Below are 17,001 nucleotides of genomic sequence, written 5' to 3'. Positions count from 1 at the left end.
GCCAGCGATGCATGTCTCTGCTGGTGCGGCGGACGGTCTACTCCACCATAAACAGGTATCGCTTCTTCTTCCCGTTCTCCACCATCAGGTAGCGATCGTGTAACAGGTCCGTTGCCGAGACCGTCGCATCCGGGTTTCCGATCTTCGTCTTATTGACCGCGATGGCATTCCCCTGTACCGCCCGCCGGGCCTCACTCTTACTCGATGTCACCTCACTGTGGTCCGACAGCAAATCCAGCAGCGGGACCGGTAGTACCGAGCGGGCAACGGTGAAGGTGGGAATGTTGCCGCTCAGGCTGCGGAAGGCCTTTGCGTCGAGCGCCTGAAGGTCTTCGGGGGTCGCTCCCCGGCCCCACAGCAGGTTTGTAACCCGCTGAGCGGTTTGCAGCCCCTCTTCGCCGTGAATGCGTTGAGTGAGTTCGGCCGCGAGCCCCGTCTTGATATCCGTTACTTCCCGGTAGTGATCCTCCCCGCCGAGGTGGGCATCAACCGTCGCGCAGTCCGCCAGTATGGCTTCCTTGTCGCGCAGCGAGAAGTACTTGAGGTACTTGGCAAGGTCGGCATCGTCGGTACGCAGCCAGAATTGGTAGAAGTCGTAGGGACTGGTCAGTTCGCCGTCCAGCCAGATGTTGCCTTCCGCGCTTTTGCCAAACTTACTCCCGTCGGCCTTGGTCAGTAGGGGAGTCGTTACCGCGTAAGCCTTTTCTTCAAGGTTGCGGCGCACGAATTCCGTACCGCTCGTGATGTTGCCCCACTGGTCGGAGCCGCCCATCTGTACGCTTACGCCCCGCTCGGTAAACAGCTTCTGAAAGTCGTAGCCCTGCAGCAACTGGTAGCTGAATTCGGTGAACGACAGGCCGGTTTCCAGCCGGGTCTGCACGCTGTCCTTACTCATCATGTAGCTGACGGTAAGGGTTTTGCCGACCACGCGTAAAAAGTCCAGCACGTTCATGTCCCGGTAGAAGTCCAGGTTGTTGACCACGGTCACCGAGCCCGTGCTGGCGGGGTTGGAAAGCTGCTTCCCGGCCAGCGCAAACAGTTGACTCATTTGCTCTTTCTGGTGGGCGAGGTTATGGTCGAGTTCGTCGTAGGTCTTCAGGTCGCGTTCTTCCGCCTTGAAGCTGGGGTCACCGATTCGGCCGGTCGCGCCGCCGAAGAGGACGACGGCCTCGTGGCCCGCCCGCATCCAGTGGATCAGCAGCATCACCTGCACGTAATTACCGATGGTCAGGGAGGGGGCGGTGGGGTCGAAACCGATGTAACCGCGCCGGGGAGCTTCCTGCAGGTGCTCGCGGATGCCGGGGGTGAGTTGGTGCAGCATGCCACGCCATTCGAGTTCGGCGATAAAATCCATGGGTAGGGGAATTACGGGTGGGGTAAGGGCGCGCAAATATAGCATCCCAAACTTACCGGCGTTTAAGGGGCGGCGGAGCGCAGGTATAAAGCCTCCGACCAAGACCTGAGTGAATAGGCTTTATCTTCGCCGTCCATGAATCTCCCCTTATTTCTGGCCCGGGGTGTTGCCAAGGGCGGCGGTCAGTCGATCAGCCGTACCATCCTCGCGATCGCCGTCGTGGCGGTAGCGATTTCCATGGCCACGATGGTGCTGGCCAGTGCCCTTATTTCCGGATTTAAATCGGAGATATCGGTGAAGATCTTCGGCTTCTGGGGCCACGTGCACATCACCGAAGAGAAAGCGGCCAACGACATCATGCTCACCGCCGAGTACCCGATCAGCAACCAGCAGGACTTTTACCCCGGCCTGGCCGACACCGGACAGATCACCTACCGCGACTTTGAAGATCCCTTCGGTAGCAATACCTCCGAGCTGCGGACGACCGAAGGTGGGATCCGGCATATTCAGCAGTTTATCCTGTTGCCGGGCATCGTTTCGGCCTTTCAGGAAGGGGAGCGGCTGGCGGATACCGAGCCACTCATCATGAAGGGAATCGCGCCGGATTTCGCCTGGGACGATTTCGGCCAGTACCTTATCGAGGGAGAACGGCTGGAGGTCATTGCGGATTCGACGTCCCGGGGCATTCTCATTTCCAACAGCACCGCCAAGCGGCTTCGGCTCGGCATCGGTGACCGGCTAGATTTTGTCTACTTCAGTGGACTGCGGGAGGAAAAGAGTAGGGCATTCCTGGTCCAGGGTATCTATAAAACGGGGCTGGAGGAATACGACAGTAAGTTCGCACTGGTGGACATAAAGCAGTTGCAGGGGCTGCTAAACTGGGCACCGGACCAGGTAGGTGGTTTTGAGGTCGTACTGGACGACATTGACGACCTGGAAGCTTTCTCCAACTATATCCACTACGACGTGCTCCCCGCGAACCTTTACGCCGACAGCATTCGGAATAAGCTGCGCGAACTCTTCAATTGGCTGGATATACAGGACTACAACGGGATCATCATCCTGATCCTGGTCGTCTTGGTGGCCATTATCAATATGATGACGGCGCTGCTGATCCTGATTCTCGAACGTACCAATATGATCGGTACACTGAAGGCACTGGGGCAGAACAATTGGAACATCCGGAAGATATTCCTCTACTATGCGGCCTTCATTGTCGTGGTCGGCTTGCTTTTGGGTAACCTGATCGGACTCGGACTGGCCTGGGCGCAAAAGACCTTCGGGATCGTGACCCTGGACGAGGAGAGCTACTACCTTTCGGTAGCGCCGATCAAGCTGGAGTGGCTGACGATCCTGGGACTAAACCTCGGTACGTTCGCCATTACGCTGCTGTTTCTCGTCTTACCGTCCTATCTGGTCACGAAGATCGACCCCGTGAAAGCTATTCGGTTCAAGTAAGCAAGACCCGCCCGGGCTTTAAGGTATCCACACCAGGAGGCCGCTGGGAACCCGGGGCTCGAAGCGTGTACTCTTTGGCGGAAGCGTCTTTCCGGCCTGCACTTCCGCGAAAAAGCGCTCGCGGGTAATAGGCTTTCCCAGCAGCTTGACGCTGTTGTGCTGCCCCGGATCGAAATACACTTCCCCGGACACGACGGGGGGTGGGTCGACGGATTGGATGCGTGGATCGGTCCGGGTGTCGGTGATGCCGAAAACGTCGGGCAGTAGGACCTGATTCAGCCAGCCCGGGTCGGTATCCGTAACGGATGTGTCCAGTCGGCGAAGGTGATAATGCTGACCGCGTTGGCTGTAGAGCCACTCTCCGGCGGTGGCCACGGGCACGGCGTTCGGCAACGGCGTACAGGAAAAATGCCGCTGAAATCGTGACAATACTTCCCGGGGCTTCATTCCGTCCCCGTCGATCAGCCGTAGAAAGGTGCCGATGGAGAGCTCGTCCGCACCTGCCACCACAACGGGGATAAATTGAAATTCCGGATCTCCGTCCGCAGCCAGCGCGGCGTGGGTGTACGCGCGGTGGTGGCCGTCGGCGATGACCAGGGGCGTCGGCAGTGACACCGGTGGGGCGGGGGAGGAAGAGGGCTCGAGCCGGTATATGTGGTCATCCCCGTAGAATATCACCTGGTTTTCGCCGTCGTCTACCGGTCTGCCCGGAGAAAGCCGGCCGAGGCTCGGGACCGTAAGTAAGACCGGCTTGCCCAGGGCGCCCCGGTCACCGGTGACCAATCGTTGCTGTCGTTCCAGGCGGGCGCTCAGGGTCCGTTCGTGGGGTAAGACGGTACCGTCGTGGAAGGCCGAGGCCGGTAACAGGCCGCATATCGCGGAGACGGTCCGGCCACTCTCTCCGTTCCTTACGGACAGGACGGGCATCTGGGGACCATCCGTTTGGACGAAGGGAAAGGGATCGAGCTGCCGAATCCCGTTACGCGTAGTGGGCAGCTGCTCGGTGATTCCCGGAGTCGGGTGAAAGAATCGGGGGAAGGGAAGGAGTTGGGGCATGGGCGTGAGGTAGCGGCAAAATAGTGGCTGCATACGGAACTACCCACCGGAAAAGAGAAAGGCGTGGCACAAGTGCCACACCTTTCCTGAACTAAACCCCAGTTATAAAAAATCTTGGTTTCGGCGATTTGCCGGTAATCTGGTGCAATATACGCCCAATTGGGTATAAAAATTGCTAACTGGTGAAAAAAGTTTCCTTGCAACCCCATGAATGTGGGGTCGAAGCGAGAACCTTACCCGTCATTTTCCGCGCCAAAATCGAAGAGCAGACTGAAGCGCAGCGTGTTATCGAGCGGGTTACGCTGGTTGCTGGTTGGCACCAAATAACTCAGGTTGATGCCGAAAATGTTGTACTTAAGTCCGAGGCCGGCGGTCAGGTAACGTCGTCCGCCTTTGGTTCCATCCTCGTGGAAGTATCCGGCGCGTACTGCGAACTGCTGCGCGTACCAGTACTCCGCCCCGACGGTCCAGGTAAATTCCCGGAGTTCCTCGCCGAAGCCTTCGGGCGCGTCTCCGAAGCTGGTGAGGATGCCGGAGATCGGGGAGAGATCATCAATCTCGTTCTGTGTGCGGCTGCAGTTGGTCACGCCAACCGGGCAGGGGGTGGGAACCAGCAGTTTATTGGTCTCGGCGGTGAAGGTGATCTGGTTGTACTGATCCAGGTTCATGGTGTAGGCCGCGCCGATACCGAGGTTGGCGGGCAGGAAGTCCCGAATGGTATCCAGGGTGTAGGAGATCTTGCTACCGATATTGGTGATCGCTCCCCCGATGGCCAGGATGTTTCCGCTGGGGCCGATGGGGTTGCTGCGGTAGCTGACACCGAGATCGGCGGCGATGGACTGTCCCGCCTCGATGACCTGACCGTTCACCTGCTGGCCGGCGGCGAGGTTGGAATTGATGTATTTCGCGGAGATCGACAGACCGAGATTCGGGGTCAGGCGACGGGCGTACGCGCCGGTGATCTCAAACTCGTTGGGTTTCCCCATACCAAGGCTCTCGCCGTTGAGGTCGGTATACATGATATCGCCCAGACTGAAGTACCGGAGGCTGGCGCCGATGGTCTGGTTCTCGTCCAGTTTTTTGAAGCCGGCGAGGTAAGCGAGGTAAACATCGTTGAGGCCGAGCGCCTGCAACCAGGGGGTGTAGGTCGCGCTAAGGGCGGTTTCTTGTTCGGTGAAGGCCAGGCGGCTGGCATTGTAATGCATCGCGTTGGCATCGGGACTAAGCGCCACGCCGGCGTCACCCATGGCGGCTCCGCGGGCGTCGGGGGTGATGCGGAGGAAGGGAACGGCCGAAACGACCGTGTTTACGCAGGGTCCGCCGGTGCCTACGGCGTAGTTCTTTTCACCATCTGTCATACAGGCGCCAACCTGTGCCTGCACGGCATGGGATAGCGCACCGAGCAGGAGAACGGCGAAAAATTTGGGAAAGAGTTGTTGCATAGTTTGACTAAGATTCACATGCATGGGGTAGCAATTGACTACACCTATTAAGGTTCAAGGCAACCATAACGCCCCGCCACCGGGGCTTATTTCACGTTACCGCCGGGCATTTAGGCAGCCCGAAAGAAATTCTGCGCGAAAGTAGCCCCGTTTATCCACATCTCCGTTCAATAATCGTTGCAAAGGCATGCCACTATACCGATCGTTACTTTTCGGGGTCCTCTGGCTATTCGCCGCCCCCGCGGCGGGCCAGCTGGAACTGAACCCCTACGTCGGGCTCTTCTCGGGCGAGAATCAACTCACCCTTATCGGTGCCACCGACGGCCTGGATATATATGACGCGCAGCGCTACGCTGTCGGACTGGACGTGCTGTTCGGCGCGGGGCAACTCGCCCCCACCGCCGGATTATTGTACCGGCCCGGCAAATACGAAAGCCGCACGGCGGAGGACTTCACCCAGCACCGTCTCCACGTACCCCTGGGCCTGGCGTACCGGGTGATCGCCCCGGACTTCGACATCAATCTCGTACCGGCACTGGCGGTCGTGCCCGGCTTCCGCTTCGGTGACGGACCGGCGAATGACCAGTCCATCAGCTGGAGCGGCCGGGCGGGCATCCGGGTCTATCTCGATTGGTTTACCCTGGGCGTTCATTACTTCCGGACCTTTACGGACAGCTTCTCCACCGGTGAACACCGGGAGGGGCGGGTACTATATACGGTAGGCGCCCGCTTTTAGTTAGGTCCTTTCATATGAGCGCTGCGTTGGCCCCAGGAGTGTTACCTTGCCGGCGGGCGAGGCGCCAATTGTCGCTGAACTTGCGCAAGTAAACCTTTCGGGCTTTCTTTGCGGCCGCATTTAATCACAAAAGCCACCATTCTACCATGGCAAGTATTGAAGAGAAAGTTAAGCAGATCATCGTCGACAAGCTCGGCGTTGACGAATCAGAGGTAACACGCGACGCGAGTTTCCAGAATGACCTCGGTGCCGATTCGCTCGACACCGTTGAACTCATCATGGAGTTTGAAAAAGAATTCGACATCAGCATCCCGGACGAGCAGGCGGAGAATATCCAGACCGTCGGCCAGGCTATCACTTACCTGGAAAGCAGCGTGGACAAGTAAGACCTTTGCCCCTGCGTTCCTGCCGCCGCCCGATTACCCTGCCAGGTAGCGGGCGGCGGTTGTTTTTTTACCGACCCAGTCATCATGAAAAGAGTAGTAATTACCGGTATCGGCGCGCTGACCGCCATTGGCAACTCGGCTAGCGAATACCTGGAAGGGCTGCGGCAAGGCCGCAGCGGAGCAGGCCCCATTACCCAATTCGAGGCCGAAAATTTTAAGACCCAGTTTGCCTGTGAGGTAAAGGACTGGGACCCTACCACCCGCGTCGATAAGCGTGAGGCGCGCCGCCAGGACCGCTACACCCTGATGGCACTATACTCCGCCGACGAAGCGCTGGAAATGGCGGGTCTCCTCGGGGAGGACGGCAAGACCATCTCGTCCGTCGACCCCGACCGCGCCGGCTGTATCTGGGCCAGCGGTATCGGCGGACTGCGGTCACTCGAGGAGCAGATCGAGATCTACGAGCGGGGAGACGGGACACCCCGCTACAATCCCTTCATGATCCCGCGCATGATCGCCAATATGGGGGCGGGGCACATCAGCATGCGCTACAACCTGCGCGGACCCAGCTACGCCACCGTCAGCGCCTGTGCCTCCGGCGGGCATGCCCTGGCCGCTGCTGCGGATGATATCCGCCTCGGTCGGGCCGACATGATGGTTACCGGTGGTTCCGAAGCCGTCATCAGCAAGGTGGCCATCGGGGGCTTCAATAGCATGAAGGCCCTCAGTACCCGGAATGACGATCCGGCCACGGCCTCCCGCCCCTACGATGCCGAACGTGATGGCTTCGTACTCGGTGAAGGAGCCGGCGCCATCGTTCTGGAAAGCCTCGAGCACGCGCAAGCCCGCGGAGCGACCATCCTGGCGGAAATCGGGGGCTACGCCGCCAGTTCCGATGCTTACCACATATCCGCACCCCACCCGGAAGGGGCCGGGGCGAAAATGGCCATGCTTAACGCGCTGAAGGATGCCGGGCTACAGCCTGAGGACGTTGACTACATCAACACCCACGGGACATCGACACCGCTGGGGGACACGGCCGAACTCAAAGCCATCAAGCTGGCTTTCGGCGACGCGGTATACGATGCCAACATCAGTTCGACGAAATCCATGACCGGTCACCTGCTGGGAGCCGCCGCCGCAATCGAGGCGATTGCCTGTATTCTGGCCATCAATAACAACTTCATTCCTCCGACGATCAACCATTTCACCGACGATCCGGAGATTGACGACAAGCTTAAACTGACCTTTAATAAGGCGGTGGATCGGCAGGTCGACGTGGCCCTCAGTAATACATTCGGTTTTGGCGGGCACAACTCCGCTACTATCTTTAAGCGTTATAGTGAGTAAATCGATTAATTAGATCGCGCCCCGTAACGCATACCATCGCCCATAGTGATTAAAGCAGTTAGAAGATTGTACAACCGTTTCTTTTCCCCGGAAAAGGAACTGGTCAGACGGTTACGCCGGTTGCTGGGCTTCACGCCGGCCTATCTCAATGTCTTTAAACTGGCCTTTTCGCATAAAAGCAGCAACGATCAGAACGCCAAAAGCCCCTACGGCGGTCAGAACAACGAGCGGCTGGAATACTTAGGTGACGCGGTGCTGGGCACCATCGTGGCGGAGTACCTGTACAAAAAGTACCCTACGGCCGACGAAGGCTTCCTTACCAAAATGCGGTCGAAGATCGTCAAGCGCAAGAGCCTCAACAACATCGGCTACGACATGGGGCTCGATGAACTGCTGAGTACGTACAACAATACCCGCATCGCACGGTCCATGCTCGGTAACGCGGTAGAAGCCCTCGTGGGAGCGGTTTACGTGGAGCAGGGTTACGTAGGAACCATGCATTTCGTCGTGCAGCGGATGCTTCGCGACTACGTCGACATCGATACGCTGGAGACCTACGATGACAACTACAAGAGCCAGCTTCTCGAGCACTGCCAGAAGAACGGGCAGAAAGTTGACTACGAAATCCTCAAACGCTTCAAGCAGGATAAGCGCGACCGCTTCCGCGTAGCCGTTACCATCAACGGGCAGCGCATGGCCGTAGGGGAAGATTTTAATAAGAAGAGCGCCGAACAGCAGGCCAGCCGTCGGGCTTTGAAGGATCTCGGGCTGAAGGTGGAAGCGCACTGAGGTCATATCTTTCGACCGTGTCGTTGCGTTAATACCCGCAGGCAAATTTTCACCGAGCCGGCGAACCCCGCCCGATCATGACCCTTCCGACCTCTTCCCGTTGGCCCATCTATCTTTCCGTGATCGGATTGATCATCGTAGTGGCGTCGGTCTGGTACACCAACCGGCTGGCCAACCAGCTTTCCGTCATCGAGGAGAATTACGTCCGCATTTTCGAGGCCTCGGTTCGCGATATCAACAATTTCGAAGCAGGGAGCGCGGATACCGACTTCAGCGTACAGGGGGCCATCATCGAAAACAATACCACGGTGCCGGCTATCTGGGCCCTCCAGGGTGGCGGTTACGTGGAGGCTATCAACTGGGGCGGCAGGGAGGCCGATACGGCATACATACTCGAACAGCTGGCCGATTTGAAAGAGAATGGTAAACCGCCGGTATCGATGCCCTACGGTGGACTGATGTATTTCGGTACGAGTATCCTCATTCAGAAGCTTCGTCTCTTTCCCTATATCCAGCTTGCCCTGATCGGTACCTTTCTCGTGGTTGGGATATTCGGGATTAACCAAGCCAGACGAGCCGAGCAGAACCGGGTATGGGTAGGCATGGCCAAGGAGACCGCTCACCAGTTGGGGACGCCCATTAGCGCTATCATGGGCTGGATCGAGCACCTCAACATGAGCTATCCGGACAATCCCGAGCTAATGGAAGTCTCCGGGGAGCTGAATAAGGACGTGCAGCGGCTCGAAATGGTCGCCAACCGATTCAGTAAGATCGGCGCGACCCCTGAACTGCACCCCACCAATATCTACGCCGAACTCGACCAGTGTCGACAGTACATGCAACATCGGGCACCCCGTAAAGTGTCCTTTGATTTTCCTTCGCCGGCAGACGGTAACCTTCCCGTTGCCATTAACCCGCTGCTCTTCGACTGGGTCATCGAAAACCTGCTCCGGAACGCGCTCGACGCAATGGACGGGAAGGGCCAGATCAGTAGCCAGGTCGTCGAAAAAGACGGAAACGTACTGATCGACATCACCGACACGGGCAAGGGGATGTCGGCCCGTAATGCCCGCCGGGTTTTCAATCCGGGATTTACGACGAAAAAGCGAGGCTGGGGCCTGGGCCTTAGTCTGGTGAAGCGCATCATCGAGGAATACCACCAGGGTAAGATCGTGGTCTTACACTCCGAACCCGGCAAGGGAACCACCTTCCGCATTACACTGCCGCGGGCCGAACAGAATATGACCGCATGAAGCAGGATATCATTATTGCCACGGCCACCCCCTCCGGCGAGGGAGCCATAGGAGTCGTTCGACTTAGTGGAGCTGGGTGCATCGAACTCATCGACCCTTATTTTCCGGCCCGGGAACTGGCATCCACGCCGGCCCGCCGGGTGCTTTACGGGCCCTTGGTGGATCCCGCCGGTGAAATCATCGATGAAGTGGTTCTGACCCTCTACCGGGCCCCGGCTTCCTACACCGGGGAGGATTCGGTAGAGATAAGCTGTCACGGAAGTCCGTACATCTTACAGCGAATTATCCGGCTCGGGAACGAGGCGGGAGCACGTCCGGCGGGCCCCGGTGAGTTCAGCCAGCGGGCCTTCCTGAACGGCAAGCTGGATTTGAGCCAGGCCGAGGCGGTGGCCGATCTGATTGCTTCCCGTTCCGCCGCCGCCCACCGCATCGCGCTGGGCCAGTTGCGGGGGGGCGTGAGCAACGAGATCGCGGAGCTACGGACAAAATTGGTCGATTTCGCCAGCCTGATCGAATTGGAACTGGACTTCGGGGAAGAGGATGTGGAGTTCGCCGACCGCAATCAGCTGGGTGACCTGGTAGCTACCATCCGAAGCCGTATCGAGGCGCTCACGACCAGCTTTCGCCTGGGTAACGCCATCAAGGAAGGCGTCTCTACCGTGATAGCCGGGCGGCCGAACGCCGGTAAGTCGACCCTGCTGAATGCCCTCTTGAACGAGGACCGGGCCATCGTCTCCAACATTCCCGGTACCACCCGGGATACGATCGAAGCCGGTATCAACATCGGCGGCATTCCCTTCCGCCTGATCGATACGGCCGGCATCCGGGACGCCTCGGATACCATCGAGGCCATGGGCGTGGAGCGTACCCTGCAGCAGGTAGCGGTAGGCCACCTGCTGCTTTATGTATTCGACGTGATCGAGACGGACCCGGACACGCTTGCCGCCGACCTGGATCGACTGTACCGGGAAGACCTGGAGTTGATCGTCGTAGCTAATAAGATGGACCTGAACCCCTACACCAAGTACGAGCACTACTTTGGCGAGCGGTACACCGGTAAGTGGACCGTACCGAGAGAACGGTGGATACCCATGATTGCCAGCGAGCGAAGTAACCTGGACTATCTACGGGAGACGCTGGCCCGAATCGTTACGGGCGGGCGGGGTGGGGTAGACGCCCAGGAGATCATCCTCAGTAATGCCCGCCATTATGATGCGCTACGGCGCGCGGACCAGGCACTCGAGCGGGTTGCAACCGGTCTGGCATCGGGGCTGAGCCAGGACTTCGTGGCTATGGATATTCGGCAGAGCTTGCGCGACCTGGGTGAGATAACCGGAGAGATAACGACCGACGATCTGCTGGGAAATATCTTTTCAAATTTTTGCATTGGTAAGTGAGTCGGTGATTGCGCAAAATATTCCCTACTTTAGAGCCGTTGTACAACCATCACCCACTCAGGTGGTTAGCATCATAGATTAAAGGTTGCAAATTTGAATTCAGGAAATTTCGAACTAAGCGGGGCTCCGGACCCGAAAGGACGGTACGGTAATCCGTACGGTGCCGAGGCCCGGGATAAAGATTCCGATCGTCGGGAACCGCTCGATGAGCAGGCCGAGCGTGCAGCCAATTATCGGCGCAATCGGGATGAATCCCTGCAACTTTGCAATGATTTCCACGCGTTCTACGGTTCACATGCCGCCTACCACGCCGAACTTTAATCGCTACTACATCTACGAGCTGCGCCCGGAAGTTCCCCTTCCCTTTCAGTACGTGCTCAGCCTCACTTCCTCGGAACTGGACTACCGGTACCGGACCAACAACCTCACTTTCGCGCCCATCATTCCCGCCGGTCCCTATGCAGATCGGGATCCCTACCGTGTGCCCCTCGTGCCCGCTTCCGCCGGAGGAGGGGTGCGACTGAACCGGCGCATGTACGTAGCGGTCGACGCCCTCCAGACGGTCAACAAAGCGGTTTTCTTACCCAGTCACCTCGGTCGGATCACCGCCGGCGAGGAGCGGGAACTGGTGGAGAAACTCGGTCACTGGCTAGGTATGTCCCGCCAGGAGGTCGGGGAGCACCGTAAAGACGCTTCCGCCGATAAGTAGCGAAAGCCGTACACGAAAAGTGCCCACCCCGGGAGGGTAGGCCCTAAACACTCAAACGTCAAACCTATAGTTCTTTACTCGTCCAGCCGGTAGAGCTGGAGGTTTTCGATCGTGCGGATCAGCTTGTCCGCGTACTTCGGATCGGTCGCGTAACCGGCCTTGCTCAGGCCACGGGCCCAACCCCGGTAATCCTGCGGGTCTAGGCTGAAGAGGGGACGGTATCGCTCTTTTTTAAGCAGTTCCCCGTGTGCGCGGTAGCTTTCCTCGGGGCTGGAGAAAATGCGGAAGAAATCCTTGTGGTGGTCGTCACTGTGGTTGCTACAGTGCCCCTTCTTGCAGCTCTTGCTAAAGCACTTCAGGCCGAAGTGATTATTGTTCCGAAGGGCCAGGCTGCTCTTCCCGACTCCGCTTTCCAGCAGGCCCTGAGCGAGTGTGATACTGGCTGGAATGCCGTGACTTTCCATTTGATCCCGCGCAATCCGGACGTACTCGGCCACGTAGGTGAGCTGTTCCTTTTCCCGGGCACTCCATTCCTTCTTCGGCGCGGCGAAGCCTACCAGGGCGGCCTGGCTGCTTGCGGGCCCAGCTTCGTCAAACACGGAAGGCGCGGCCAGGCCCAGCCATTCACCGCCATTGATGGTAAGCGATAAATTCAACTCGTTCCGGGTAGCGAAGATCATCAGCAGCACCAAGGTGGCCATCTTGGTCCACGGACTCGTAATCTGCCGGTAGAGTCGTCGGTACAATTCCGTTACGTAGAGTCGCCAGCCGGTCGGTATGGGTAAATGCATAGGATTGCAGCTTAGGCCCGCAAGATAATGGCATTTGTGTTAATTTTGCAAATTATAAAACAAAAAGTGTGTAATTGAGTCGGTCAACCCCAGTTCTTCGGTTTCGCCCCGCTTGATCCGCACTGGAGTTACTCCTTTCCAGGGTGCCTGTTTAAAGGCCATGGCATTCTGGCTTCTGGCAGTCACGGGTAGCCTTTAACGATACCTTCATACTTGAGCCGCTACGCTTGTCCTATCTTCGCGATTATTGCCAATCCGTTTCTTATATGCGCTATCTGTTTTTTGCCCTTTTCCTAAGTCTGAGTGCCTTAGCTCCGCTTACCGCACAGAAATACGGCCATCTCAATTTTGCCAACCTGCTCTCCGAGATGCCCCGTACCCAGGCGGCTGATTCCACGCTGCGGACTTATAACCAGGGGCTGGTCAGCAAAGGGGAGGAAATGGTGGCAAATTTGCGCCAACGGGTACAGGAGGTGCAGGCGCAGGTAGAGGATCTGCCCCCCGTCCGGGTGGAGGAACTGCGGGCCGAGCTTGCCGCCCAGCGGGATGAGATCGCTGCCTACGAGCAGCAGATTCAGCGCGACACGGAACTAAAGCGGCAGGAACTACTGGGCCCTCTGATCCAGGAGATACGCGATGCGATCGACGCGGTTGCCGAGGAGAACGATTACGTTATGATTTTCGATACCTCCCAGTTCAATACCGTACTATTCGCCGAAGCCAGCGACGATATCATGGACCTGGTCAAGGCGAAGCTGGGGCTTTAAACCGCTTATAGAATCGCCGGCGGGATCGATCCAGGAGGCGAATCACGTCCTCGGTGTAGACATAGCCGACGACTTTTCCTTCGGCATAAACCGCCGCGCCGTAGACGTTGGCTTCGACGATCCGCTCCGTCAGGTCCAGTAAGTTATCGTCCGGACGGGCGGTAATAAATTCCGCTTCGTAATAGTAGCGCAGTGGGTGATTGCGGTCCGCTTCCCGTTGCAGTACTTCCTTCTCGACGAATCCGCTTAGCTCATTATAGTTATCGAATACAGGGAGTACCGTCGCATCCGTAAGCGCGAAGGCCGCACGTGCGCGGTAGACGGTGTCGTTCGCGTACAGTCGGCTATCGTTGCTGGGGCGCAGGACCTGCTCCATAACGGACCGGGCGAGCCTGCGACGCTGCCAACCCCGATTCAGCTCGGCGGCGGAAAAGGTGATAATGAATAGGGCGCTGATCCCGAGCAGAGGATCACCAAGAACGTAGGATACGCCGATCAATGCCAGCCCGATGGTGATACCCATGACGGTGGTGATGACCGTTGCTTTCCGATCGGCTATGCCGACTTTCAATAAAGCCCGCAGGATCCGTCCCCCGTCGAGCGGATAGGCAGGCAACAGATTGCCCACCGCCAGCACGACGTTGACGGCCACCGTTATCCCGAGCAGACGCTCCAGCATGGCCGGTAAGACGATCAGGTTACTCGACTGATCCAGGTAGTACCGGATGAGCATGTCCCCATTCGGCTGCAGGATCAGGACCCCGAGGGCCAGGGCGGCGACCAGCAGATTAGCCAGTGGGCCCGCGGCGTAGATCAGTACCTCATCGCGGGTACGTTCCGGCTCCTCCGGGATAAGAGCTCCGCCCCCTAACGGGAAAAGAATGATTTTCTCCGCCTTTACACCGCGCGCTTTCGCCGTCAGGGCGTGACCGAGTTCGTGAATCAACACGAAGAGGAACAACAGCCCCGAGATCCCCGACCACCACTGAACCTGCGGCCAGCGCAGCCCGTAGCCCGGTTGGTAAGCGTAGAACAGGATCGCTAGCGGCACCAGCACGAACGACCAGTGGAGTTCCGTGGGAACGCCGAAGATGCGGCCGATGCGCCAGGTTGCGAACAAGGAGATGGATTTACTCGGGTGAATACGAACGGTTGATGCGCGGGAGGAACAAAAGGGCTATTAGCCCAATAAGAATATTGCAACCAATGTTAATCGTAAAGAAAGAAATATTCGCCCAAGCAAAGCCGTCTTCCCCCGGTAAGCCATATAATTCGAGCGCGCTCTGCGCCAGATAGTGGTAGCTGCCCATACCGCCCGGGCTTGGGATAACGATCCCCCAACCGCCGGATACGAAGGTGGTCAGGGCGGCCTCCGCGCCCAGCCCGGCCGTCGGCTCGTAGGCCAGGAATACGCACAGGCTCATCACGTAATACATGACCCAGATATTGAGGCTGTGCAGGATGAAGAGCCACGGGCGCTTCACCGTCGCAATCGTCTGTAGCCCCTCCCAGAAACCCCGGACGATCGCTTCCAATTTCGTGCCCACCCGCGAATCGCGCAGCCGCCGCCGCTGGAACCAGGCCAGCGCCAGGGTCAGCAGACCCAGGGCGATGATGGGGACGATCCAGCCCTCCAGCCCCGATAGCCGGTCGCCCAGGGAAGCATTTTCTTCGAGCCACAACCAGATCCGGTCGCCGGCGATGAAGAGGGTCAGACACGATAGCAGCAACAGCATCACGACGTCGAGCATCCGGCCCACGACGACCGTTCCGACCACCCGCTCTACCTTGATGTTCTCGTAGCGAGCCATGGCCGCCGGCCGGACGATCTCGCCGAGGCGGGGAAAACCCAGGTTGGCCAGGTAGCCGAGGTTGATGGTCAGGAAAGCATTGATCAGGCGGGGCTTTTTACCAAGGGTACGCAGCAGCATATTCCACCGGAGGGCACGGCTGAGGTTACTGATGCAGAAGGCCAGTAAGGTCATGCCCAGCCACCAGAAATTCGCATTGGCAAAATCCCGCAGCACCTTATCCATCAGGCTGCATTCGGACTCGGGAACGCCCCGCAGCGCGCAATCGGCCGCGTAGGCCGCCTGCTGATTCTGGTAGACGAGGTAAAGGATCCCGAAACCCAGGCCGACGAACACGATAAACTTCAAAACATTAGACACGGTCTGCGACATGGGCGCGAAGATAGCTTCCCTACGGATGCCGGTAGGGGGCGCGGTACGCCCGGGTCAGCAGATCGTCGTCACCGTTCGCCAGCGACCCGGTCTCGGGGCGGTAGCGCATGGGGCGGTCCGCCACCATTGCCACGTTGCCCAGTATGCAGGAGACCGTACTGATGACACCTTCCTCGATGTCCGCTACGGGTTTGTTACCCGTTTCGATAGCTTGCAGAAAGTCTTCCATGTGCGCCCGGGTGGCCGGAGCGACGTGAATCTCGATACCCTCCTCCGTCACGTCTTCGGGGAACTTTTCCTTTTCGTAGACGGCTTCGCGGCGCACGGGTTCTCCCTCCACTGGCGTGAATACGTACTTGTAGGGATCGGCCTGCAGGGTGCCCCGGTCGCCGTAGATCGTCATGGCCCAGGGGAACTCCGGGTCCGGTGCCTCGCCCCAGGAGCGATGCTGCCAGACGCAACTCAACCCGTCGTACTGGAAGGTCACGGTCTGCGTGTCGCTAATGGTCGCATCGGCCGCTTTCTGGACGTAAATCCCTCCGGTGCTCGTGACCGCTTCGGGGTAACCCAGGCCCAGCATCCACCGGGTCATGTCGAACATATGCACGCACATATCGCCCACGATCCCATTACCGTACGCCCAGAACGAGCGCCACCGGCGGTGGGGCAGGCCCCGGTAGGGTAGCAGGGGAGCGGGGCCCGTCCATTTGTCGTAGTCGAAGAAGTCGGGTACCGGCTGTTCTTCCCGCACGGCGGTGTCGCGCATGGGGTAGTAGCAGCACACTTCGACGTGGCCGACGGTGCCGAGCTTACCCGCGTCGACGATGTTCTCCTTGGCTTCCACGAGGTGGGGGGTGCTGCGTCGCTGCAGACCCACCTGTACGACCCGCTGGTGTTCCCGGGCGGCCTTTAGCACCGCCTCGCATTCGCGTACATCCGCACCGACGGGTTTCTGGAGGTACACGTGTGCACCGGAGCGTATGGCGGCAATGGCTTGCAAAGCATGCCAGTGGTCGGGTGTTCCGATGAGCACGATTTCCGGGCGTTCCTTGTCCAACATCTCTTGGTAATCGGCGTAACGTTTCGGATCGGCACCGGGCAGTCGTTCGCGAACCAGTTCAGCGGCCCCGTCGAGCATCCGGCGGTCCACGTCGCACAGGCCGACAACCTCCACCTCCGCTACCTGGATCAGTCGCATCAGGTCACTTTTGCCGTACCAGCCGCAGCCGATCAGGGCAACGCGCAGGGGGGCGGCGGAGCGCAGGGTAATGCCAGCCGGGATGGCGAACAGGGCGGGGGCGGTGTACAGAAAATCGCGGCGTTTCATCTA

At 58.7% G+C, this 17,001-nt stretch carries 17 protein-coding genes; 10 read left to right on the top strand and 7 right to left on the bottom strand.

Going from position 1 to position 17,001, the window contains the following annotated elements; all coding sequences use genetic code 11:
* Nucleotides 1-37: 37 nt before the first annotated feature.
* Nucleotides 38-1,354 (bottom strand): tyrosine--tRNA ligase, encoded by a 1,317-nt coding sequence (tyrS, locus tag DRW39_RS12850; RefSeq protein WP_116107458.1) that lies wholly within the window; start codon nt 1,352-1,354, stop codon nt 38-40.
* Between the two features lie 135 nt (nt 1,355-1,489).
* On the opposite strand from tyrS, the gene DRW39_RS12845 reads away from it, so the two are divergent.
* Nucleotides 1,490-2,812, top strand: coding sequence for an ABC transporter permease (locus tag DRW39_RS12845; RefSeq protein WP_116107457.1), 1,323 nt, complete (start codon nt 1,490-1,492; stop codon nt 2,810-2,812).
* Between the two features lie 18 nt (nt 2,813-2,830).
* On the opposite strand, the gene DRW39_RS12840 is transcribed toward DRW39_RS12845, so the two are convergent.
* Together DRW39_RS12840 and porV are read right to left on the bottom strand one after the other, a co-directional pair.
* Nucleotides 2,831-3,868, bottom strand: a complete 1,038-nt coding sequence (locus tag DRW39_RS12840; protein ID WP_157976089.1) for a DUF1015 family protein — start codon at nt 3,866-3,868, stop codon at nt 2,831-2,833.
* A gap of 233 nt (nt 3,869-4,101) precedes the next feature.
* On the bottom strand, nt 4,102-5,310 hold the full coding sequence (gene porV, locus DRW39_RS12835) for a type IX secretion system outer membrane channel protein PorV (protein WP_157976088.1): 1,209 nt from the start codon (nt 5,308-5,310) through the stop codon (nt 4,102-4,104).
* Nucleotides 5,311-5,497: 187 nt separating this feature from the next.
* On the opposite strand from porV, the gene DRW39_RS12830 reads away from it, so the two are divergent.
* The 8 genes from DRW39_RS12830 to DRW39_RS12795 all read left to right on the top strand — a co-directional run bounded on the left by DRW39_RS12830 (nt 5,498) and on the right by DRW39_RS12795 (nt 11,930).
* Nucleotides 5,498-6,046 (top strand): hypothetical protein, encoded by a 549-nt coding sequence (locus tag DRW39_RS12830; protein ID WP_116107455.1) that lies wholly within the window; start codon nt 5,498-5,500, stop codon nt 6,044-6,046.
* Nucleotides 6,047-6,192: 146 nt separating this feature from the next.
* Complete coding sequence (locus DRW39_RS12825) at nt 6,193-6,432, top strand: acyl carrier protein (RefSeq protein ID WP_104419081.1); 240 nt, start codon at nt 6,193-6,195, stop codon at nt 6,430-6,432.
* A gap of 84 nt (nt 6,433-6,516) precedes the next feature.
* Entirely contained in the window at nt 6,517-7,782 is a 1,266-nt protein-coding gene (gene fabF, locus DRW39_RS12820) for a beta-ketoacyl-ACP synthase II (protein ID WP_116107454.1), read from the top strand.
* 66 nt (nt 7,783-7,848) lie between these two features.
* Nucleotides 7,849-8,571, top strand: coding sequence for a ribonuclease III (gene rnc, locus DRW39_RS12815; protein ID WP_232830145.1), 723 nt, complete (start codon nt 7,849-7,851; stop codon nt 8,569-8,571).
* Between the two features lie 77 nt (nt 8,572-8,648).
* Entirely contained in the window at nt 8,649-9,824 is a 1,176-nt protein-coding gene (locus DRW39_RS12810) for a sensor histidine kinase (protein ID WP_116107453.1), read from the top strand.
* Nucleotides 9,821-11,221, top strand: a complete 1,401-nt coding sequence (gene mnmE / locus DRW39_RS12805; protein ID WP_116107452.1) for a tRNA uridine-5-carboxymethylaminomethyl(34) synthesis GTPase MnmE — start codon at nt 9,821-9,823, stop codon at nt 11,219-11,221. Before DRW39_RS12810 ends, mnmE begins: the two co-directional genes overlap by 4 nt.
* Before the next feature lie 93 nt (nt 11,222-11,314).
* On the top strand, nt 11,315-11,542 hold the full coding sequence (locus DRW39_RS22500) for a hypothetical protein (RefSeq protein WP_116107451.1): 228 nt from the start codon (nt 11,315-11,317) through the stop codon (nt 11,540-11,542).
* A complete protein-coding gene (locus DRW39_RS12795) occupies nt 11,517-11,930 on the top strand; it encodes a hypothetical protein (protein WP_116107450.1) in 414 nt (137 codons plus the stop codon). Before DRW39_RS22500 ends, DRW39_RS12795 begins: the two co-directional genes overlap by 26 nt.
* Nucleotides 11,931-12,004: 74 nt before the next feature.
* Here the strand turns inward: DRW39_RS12795 and DRW39_RS12790 are convergent, their stop codons facing one another.
* The gene (locus DRW39_RS12790) at nt 12,005-12,721 is read right to left on the bottom strand and encodes a glycoside hydrolase family 73 protein (RefSeq protein WP_116107449.1); all 717 of its coding nucleotides are present in this window, start codon (nt 12,719-12,721) and stop codon (nt 12,005-12,007) included.
* A 266-nt stretch (nt 12,722-12,987) separates the two neighbouring features.
* Between DRW39_RS12790 and DRW39_RS12785 the strand changes: the two genes are divergently transcribed.
* Nucleotides 12,988-13,488 carry an OmpH family outer membrane protein gene (locus DRW39_RS12785; protein WP_116107448.1) on the top strand — a complete coding sequence of 167 codons (501 nt, stop codon included), beginning with the start codon at nt 12,988-12,990 and terminating at the stop codon, nt 13,486-13,488.
* Here DRW39_RS12785 and DRW39_RS12780 read toward each other — a convergent pair.
* From DRW39_RS12780 to DRW39_RS12770, 3 genes are read right to left on the bottom strand one after another with little or no spacing between them, the layout of a single operon-like run.
* Nucleotides 13,466-14,608, bottom strand: coding sequence for a M50 family metallopeptidase (locus DRW39_RS12780; RefSeq protein ID WP_116107447.1), 1,143 nt, complete (start codon nt 14,606-14,608; stop codon nt 13,466-13,468). The genes DRW39_RS12785 and DRW39_RS12780 overlap by 23 nt on opposite strands.
* A 10-nt stretch (nt 14,609-14,618) precedes the next feature.
* Nucleotides 14,619-15,671, bottom strand: a complete 1,053-nt coding sequence (locus tag DRW39_RS12775; RefSeq protein WP_116107446.1) for a YbhN family protein — start codon at nt 15,669-15,671, stop codon at nt 14,619-14,621.
* 19 nt (nt 15,672-15,690) lie between these two features.
* Nucleotides 15,691-16,998 (bottom strand): Gfo/Idh/MocA family protein, encoded by a 1,308-nt coding sequence (locus DRW39_RS12770; RefSeq protein ID WP_116107445.1) that lies wholly within the window; start codon nt 16,996-16,998, stop codon nt 15,691-15,693.
* Between the last annotated feature and the right edge of the window lie 3 nt (nt 16,999-17,001).

Source organism: Lewinella sp. IMCC34191 (assembly GCF_003390935.1).
Classification (GTDB): domain Bacteria; phylum Bacteroidota; class Bacteroidia; order Chitinophagales; family Saprospiraceae; genus Neolewinella.
This window is presented reverse-complemented; position numbering and strand designations above follow the sequence as displayed.